Genomic DNA, 6,537 nt, shown 5'->3' with positions numbered 1-6,537 from the left:
CACTTGTAGATGTCCTGGATCGGGAAACGCAGGGGCAGTTCCTCGTTGCCCGCGGCGGGCGCAAATTCGTCGAGCGCCTCGACGATCGTCGGCCCGGTGAACCAGGGCGAGCGCTCCGAACGATTGACGACGTTGTCGCCATCGCGCGCGCTGATGGGCACGATGAACGAGGCGGCGAGTCCCAGGCCATGCAGGAACCGCGTGATGTCGGCCGAAACCTCGTTGAACACGCGCTGCGACCAGTCGACCAAGTCGAGCTTGTTGATGACGACGAGAATCTGCCGAATGCCCAGCAGCGACAGCACGTAGGCGTGGCGGCGAGTCTGCTCACGCACGCCCTCGGCGGCGTCCACCAGCAGCACGGCGGCGTCCGCGGCCGACGAGCCCGTGATCATGTTCTTCAGGAATTCCTTGTGGCCCGGCGCGTCGATGATGACGTAGGGGCGCTGCTCGGTCTTGAAGAAACTCTGGGCGGTCTCGATGGTGATGTTCTGCTCGCGCTCTTCTTCCAGCGCGTCCATGAGATAGGCGAACTCGAACTCGCGCCCCTGGCGACGGCAGGTCTCGACGATCTCGTCGTAGCGCTGGCGGGGGAGCGAGCCCGTGTCGAAAAAGAGCCGGCCGATGAGCGTCGACTTGCCGTGATCGACGTGGCCGACGATGACGATGGCCAGGGCGTTGTGCGCGTCCATGGCGAGTTTTCTCCCGGGTTCCTGCAGGGCGGTGGCGTTCACATGTACCCCATGGAACGAAGTTTCTGCATCATGTAGGCCTTTTCGTGGTCCTGGGCGCGGCCTGCGCGCTCGGGATCCTTCGTCACCTTCAGCTCTTCGATGATCTCGTCGATCGTCGACGCGTCCGACTTCGTCGGGAAGTTGCAGGGCATGCAGCCCAGGCTCCGAAACCGCCGTCCCTCGCGCGCGAAATACAGCCCGCACACGGGGATGTCCTCGCGGCGGATGTACTCCCAGATGTTCAGCTCGGTCCAGTGCAGCAGTGGATGGATCCGCACGTGCGTGTCCTCGCCGAACGCGGTGTTGAACTGATCCCACAACTCCGGCGGCTGGTCCTTGAAGTTCCACTCGTTGTTGCGGTCGCGCGGCGAAAAGAACCGCTCCTTGGCGCGCGAGCCCTCTTCGTCGCGCCGGATGCCCAGGATCACGCCCTTGAAACCGCCCTGCTCCAGAAGCTGGTTGAGCCCGACGGTCTTGCGCGCCGTGCAGCACTCGAACCGGCCCTTGTCGGGCGTGATGCCCTGCACGTTGGCGTCATGGTTGATGCCGACGCGCAAATCGAGCGCCCAATCGCGCGCGAGACGGTCGCGAAACTCGATCATCTCGGGGAATTTGTACGTCGTGTCGATGTGCAGCAGCGGAAACGGAACGCGGCCGAAAAACGCTTTGCGCACCATCCACAAAAGCGCGGTCGAGTCCTTGCCGATCGACCAGAGCATCGCGATGTCCTTGAAGTGGCGAAACGCCTCCCGAAGGATGTAGATGCTTTGGCTTTCCAGACGGTCCAGATGGTCCATCATTCACCTCAAGACGCGTGCGTCGCCGCGACGTGCAGCCCGCACTCCTTGTTTTCGGGCGTCTCCCACCACCATCGCCCCGCGCGCTCGTCCTCGCCGGCGGCCACCGCGCGGGTGCAGGGCGAGCAGCCGATCGACGGAAAACCCCGGTCGTGCAGCGCGTTGTACGGCAATCCGCGTTCGCGGATGTGCGCCCAGACCATCGCCGAGGTCCACTCGGCGAGCGGGTTGAGCTTGAGCACGCCCGGGCGCTCGGCGTCGTCTTCAAAGAAATTCAGACCAAAACGCGTGACGCTCTGCTCCTGCCGGCGTCCCGTGATCCACGCACGTAGACCGGCGAGCGCCCGTCCGAGCGGCTCAACCTTGCGGATGCCGCAGCACTCGTGTCGATTTTCGAGCGATTGGCGGAACGAATAGAGCCCCTTGGCGCTTTCGAGCTGTTCCACGGCATCTCGATCCGGCGCGTACCACTTGACGCGCAAGCCGAAAAAATCGGCCGCGCGCTCGGCGATCTCGTAGGTCTCCTCGTGCAGCCGGCCCGTGTCGATCGCGAAAACGCCCAGCGATGGCGCGGCCTCGCGCATCAGGTCGAGCAGCACGATGTCCTCGGGTCCGAAACTGCACGCGAGGGCGCAGTGGGCGCCGAAGTCCGCCGCGGCGCGCATGAGGATCTCCCGGGAGTCCCGAAGGCCCCGATAACCGTCTCGAATCTCGCTGTGTGTCCGCGTGCTCAGGAGAAAATCCGATGCAAATCCCGTTGCCGGGTCTGATAATCAGATCGAAAAATTCATCGTGTAACGGCTCTTGAGAGCCTCCGCTTTATCCACCAGATCCTGGATCGTCCAGGAGTCGAACACATCCGCGAGCGCCGTCCGGCTCTGCGCCCACATCTCGTCGAGCACCATGTCCGACGCGCCGCGATCCCGCGCCGAACCGTTTTCGCTCGCCGTAAACGCGCCGACCTCTCCCTCGAAAAACGAGATGATGTCGCCGACCCGGATCTTTCCGGGCCGCCGCGCGAGCAAATATCCGCCTTCCGCGCCCCGCCGCGAATCCACAAACCCGCCCTGACGAAGCTGACGCAGAATCGCCTCGAGAAAACGGATCGGAATGTTCTGCCTGTCCGCGATCTGGTGGATTTTCACCGGCTCGTCCGAGTTCGTCCGCGCGAGCTCGAAAACGGCCTTGATCCCGTAAAAGCATTTCTGGGACACGAGATTCGACATTTCAATCCCGACTTATTCGATCAACATAGTCGTCGTTATAAAGCCGGGGACCCAAGGCTGTCAAGCGGGAGTCGTCCCGCCGAATGTAAGCGGGATCATACGCCGATGGCGTGGCGCGTCAATTGTGACCGAAACGGACGGTGAACCGGTGTTTGAGTCCGCGCCGTGTGTCCATGCAAAACGGGCGACCCTTTCGAGCCGCCCGTCGTATCTTTCCGGAATTGAGGTCAGTACGCGCCGGCGAACGCGAAGCGCGTCATGCCCTGGGAGCCTTCGACGACCTCGCGGACTTCGCTCTCGTCGAAATGCTCGGACTTTCCATCCACCGAACGCACCACCGCGCCGTCATCCGCGAGATACGCCGACAGGCGGCTCGTGACGGCGTGGTTTTCGACCAGACGTGCGTCCAATCGGCCGTCTTCGGTCTCACGAACGATAAGGGTGCGACTGACGCCGTTGGCGTCGGTGGAGACGATGTCCACGTCGAGCGTCGCGCCGGGCCGCATGGTCATCGCCACGCAGGTGTCGCCGAAGGCGGCCTCTTTCGTGACCGGCTCACCATTCAGCGAGATGGGGTTGTTTCCGCCGTAGAACTGGATGACGTTGAGAATGATCCAGTCGATCAGCAGCGTCACGCCGTAAACCGGAATGATGATGAAAATGAGCAGGACGAAGCTGCCGAGCCACTTGTTCAGACCCTGATTCCATTTGAGCAGCTTATTCGTCAGCGCGAAATCGCCGACGCACGACGCGTTCGACAGCGCGAACACGGACAGGATCAGGACGAGCGCAACGAGCCTTCGACCGCGAAGCATCGGGGAACCTCCAAATGAATGAAGTGCTCAAACTGCCCCGACGCGGCGGGCGATGTCAAGGCGGCGTCGTGAAAAGAAATGGCGCCCCGAATGCGGGGCGCCGCGCGAAGGGAATGGAAAGGAGCAGACGCGACATGCCGGGAGCCGATCGACGCGATGCGCCGGGGAACGCGGCTCGCCGACATTGGTTCGCGACTCGTGGGCGGTCCGCCGGTCATGCGCCGCCGGCAGCTCGCCCGCTCACGCGATCGGAAGGGGGATGACCGATCGCGCGAGGTTCGTGAACACGATCTATGAAAAAGACCCTTTAGGACACGTAGCGAATCAGGCGGGCCTCGAAATCGAAGGTGACGCCTTCGTCCCGCTCGTTAACGTATTTCGTCAGGAAAAACCGGTGATCGCCGGGGGTGATGCGCTCAATGCTGGCGCGCACCGATCGCGCACCGCTCTTCAGATTCGTCACCGATTGGATTCGCGTGACGAACGGCACCACCCGACGGCGATAGACGCACCGGGGATCGTATTCTTCGTCCTCCTGCTCTTCGCAGGCATTCTTGAAAGAGGCTTTGATCAGCACGACATCGCCGGACTTGACGTCGAGCGTGGAACGGAAACGACAGGAATCGCGCTGCGTGAGTTCAAACGCCGCGACATCCATCTCGTGGGTCTGGATTTCCTTCAAGTCCCTGGCTCCGATCATCCGTGTGGCGCCCATCGTTGCTCCCCCGATTTCGACGAATCCCTTCGATCGATCTCCTCAACCCCCGCAACCGCGCCTAAGCATCGCAAGGCTCGTGCCAGTGAGGTGCGGGGCGACGGCGAAATTTACGGTCGAGGGTGAAACGCAGGGCATGCGCCGCGCGCGGAATTTCCGTCAAGAATTCAACGAGTTGAGAAATTGACTGGCGGGCGCATCGTGGATTCTGTAGGATTTGAGCGAAAATTGTCCTCACTGCCGGCTCAGCGAAGTGTCGAAATTTTGGACTGAGAACAAATATTTGACTGTGTATTTGACATTTACGCCATTATATTGGCGTATCTCATCGATTTATAAGCAAAACGATTATCGTTTTTCTTTAAATTTTTGGATATAGTTACGTTTTATCCGTTTTGTCCATGTTGCCCGCGCACTTTCGGTCGTCGACGAAGGATCGCCCGTCCTTTCGGCAAACCTGACCGCCGCAGCCGCAGGGCGAACCAGGGAACCGGGACCTCCTTCCACCTCGGCACCTTCGGTCGAGAGTCGAAATGGCGCGAATGACACGCACGGGTGAAGTTGCTATTGTCGCGCGGCCAACCGGCTACCCGTCGGAGTCCCCATGAAACCGCTGCCTTTCGAACCCTTCAAAATCAAGATGGTCGAACGGATTCCGATCCTCGATCGCGCCGAGCGCGAAAAGGCGATTGAGGCCGCCCGCTATAATCCCTTCAAGCTCGCCGCGCGCCAGGTCACGATCGATCTGCTCACCGATTCGGGCACGGGCTCGATGAGTGATCGGCAGTGGGCCGGCATCATGATCGGCGACGAGTCCTACGCCGGGTCCAACAGCTATTTCCATTTGCAGGAAACGGTGCGCGCGATCACCGGCAAAAAACACGTCGTGCCCACACACCAAGGGCGCAGCGCCGAGAACCTGTTTTTCGGCGCGATCCTGAAACCCGGCGACGTGGTCCTTTCCAACACGCATTTCGACACCACGCAGGCGAACGTCGAGACGAAGGGCGGCGATCCGGTCAACATCCCGTGCGCGGCGAGCCGCGACCTGGAACGCACCGATCCTTTCAAGGGCGACATCCATCTGGAAATGCTCGAAACGTGGCTCTCGGACAAAACCCGCCATGTTGCGGCGGTCATCATGACGGTGACGAACAACTCGAACGGCGGCCAGCCCGTGAGCCTCGCCAATCTGCGCGCCGCGCGCGAGATCTGCCTGCGCCACGGCGTTCCGCTGTACATCGACGCCGCGCGCTACGCCGAGAACTGCTACTTCATCAAGATGCGCGAGGACGGCTATCGCGACAAAACGCTCACCGAAATCGCCGCGCAGATGTTCGCGCTGTGCGACGGAGTGTTGATGAGCGCGAAAAAAGACGGCTTTGTGAACATCGGCGGATATTTCGCCACCGATTCCGACGCGATCTTTCGCCGCGTGTGCGAACTGATGGTCGTGGTCGAGGGCTTTGTCACGTACGGCGGGCTCGCGGGCCGCGACATGGAGGCGATCGCGATCGGCCTGAAGGAAGGGCTCGACATCGCGACGCTCGAACAACGCGTCGAACAGGTCGGGCGGCTGCACAAGCGGCTCGCGCAAAACGGCGTGCCGATGATCCACCCGCCGGGCGGCCACGCGGTGTATCTGAACGCCAACGCCATCTGCCGCCATCTGCCGATCGAGCGGCTGCGCGGCTGGGCACTGTCGTGTGAGCTGTACCGGCGCGGCGGTGTGCGCGCGGTCGAAATCGGCTCGGTGATGTTCGCCAAAACCGATCCCACGACCGGTCGGACGATCTATCCCGACAACGACCTGGTGCGTCTCGCGATTCCCCGACGCGTGTACACCGACCGCCACATCGACTTCGTTGCCGAGACGATCATCGACTGCGTGCATCACGCGGTCGAGATTCCGGGCTACGAGATCACGTACGCGCCGGACCACCTCAAGCACTTCCTGGCGGAATTCCGGCCGATGTCGGCATAATCGTCTCCACGTCTCTCACCCTGAACGTCTCCGGTGCTGTCACCCTGAGCCCGCTTCCTGTCACCCTGAGCGAAGCGAAGGCTCTGGTTGGAACACGTGTCACCCTGAGCGCAGCGAAGGGTCTAGCCGCGAGTTCCGTCCAGATCCTTCGCTTCGCTCCTAAGAAACAGCGGTCGTTGTTTTCAAGTCTCCGAGGATTTCAAGCCCGAGTTCCTTGGCCCTGCGTTTGAGGGAGTTGATCTGACGTTCGCGGAAACGGGCTTCGT

At 61.7% G+C, this 6,537-nt stretch carries 7 protein-coding genes; 2 read left to right on the top strand and 5 right to left on the bottom strand.

Translation table 11 applies throughout. The features are described from left to right. The 5 genes from IT350_01355 to IT350_01335 all read right to left on the bottom strand — a co-directional run. The coding region (locus tag IT350_01355; protein MCC6156667.1) for a GTP-binding protein at positions 1-692 on the bottom strand (692 nt) is incomplete at its 3' end. A 38-nt stretch (positions 693-730) separates the two neighbouring features. Beyond that, positions 731-1,531, bottom strand: coding sequence for a sulfate adenylyltransferase subunit 2 (locus IT350_01350; GenBank protein ID MCC6156666.1), 801 nt, complete (start codon positions 1,529-1,531; stop codon positions 731-733). Between the two features lie 8 nt (positions 1,532-1,539). Continuing rightward, complete coding sequence (locus IT350_01345) at positions 1,540-2,196, bottom strand: phosphoadenylyl-sulfate reductase (GenBank protein ID MCC6156665.1); 657 nt, start codon at positions 2,194-2,196, stop codon at positions 1,540-1,542. Positions 2,197-2,304: 108 nt separating this feature from the next. Continuing rightward, positions 2,305-2,757: an Rrf2 family transcriptional regulator gene (locus IT350_01340; protein MCC6156664.1), complete on the bottom strand. Its 453-nt coding sequence runs from the start codon at positions 2,755-2,757 to the stop codon at positions 2,305-2,307. Positions 2,758-2,984: 227 nt separating this feature from the next. Beyond that, positions 2,985-3,572, bottom strand: a complete 588-nt coding sequence (locus IT350_01335) for a DUF3332 family protein (protein MCC6156663.1) — start codon at positions 3,570-3,572, stop codon at positions 2,985-2,987. A gap of 259 nt (positions 3,573-3,831) precedes the next feature. Here IT350_01335 and IT350_01330 point away from each other — a divergent pair, with 259 nt between their 5' ends. Together IT350_01330 and IT350_01325 are read left to right on the top strand one after the other, a co-directional pair. Next, complete coding sequence (locus IT350_01330) at positions 3,832-4,413, top strand: hypothetical protein (protein ID MCC6156662.1); 582 nt, start codon at positions 3,832-3,834, stop codon at positions 4,411-4,413. Positions 4,414-4,891: 478 nt separating this feature from the next. Further along, positions 4,892-6,271: a tryptophanase gene (locus IT350_01325; GenBank protein MCC6156661.1), complete on the top strand. Its 1,380-nt coding sequence runs from the start codon at positions 4,892-4,894 to the stop codon at positions 6,269-6,271. Positions 6,272-6,537 lie beyond the last annotated feature (266 nt).

Source organism: Deltaproteobacteria bacterium (assembly GCA_020845895.1).
Lineage (GTDB): Bacteria > Lernaellota > Lernaellaia > JACKCT01 > JACKCT01 > JADLEX01.
The sequence above is the reverse complement of the archived record's forward strand: the minus strand, read 5'-3'. Positions and strand labels throughout refer to the sequence as shown.